This window comes from Xenorhabdus yunnanensis (assembly GCF_028598805.1).
GTDB lineage: Bacteria > Pseudomonadota > Gammaproteobacteria > Enterobacterales > Enterobacteriaceae > Xenorhabdus > Xenorhabdus yunnanensis.
On sequence record NZ_JAQRFI010000304.1, the window covers coordinates 1 to 265 of the forward strand.

At 49.1% G+C, this 265-nt stretch carries 1 protein-coding gene; it reads right to left on the minus strand.

What is annotated here, in order from left to right:
* The coding region (locus PSI23_RS22355) for a phage baseplate assembly protein (protein ID WP_373567377.1) at nucleotides 1-265 on the minus strand (265 nt) is incomplete at both ends.

Genomic DNA, 265 nt, shown 5'->3' on the forward strand with positions numbered 1-265 from the left:
GCTCCTGCCGGTAACACGAATTTGGTGGGTTGATTTATTGATGGACGAGTTCCAGATATCGATATAACCGGTGATAACAGGATCATCGCCTAACAATACCTGACAGGGCTGGCCTGCCTCAACCAATTGTCGTTCGTGACTGCCGGGGTAATAGTCCATCAGCATCAGTTCAAAATCAGACGGCAACCGTTCGATACCACGCGTCACGCGAATACTGTCCCAGCCATAAATCCGTTTGCCGCCAATCACCAATGAGAGTTCATTT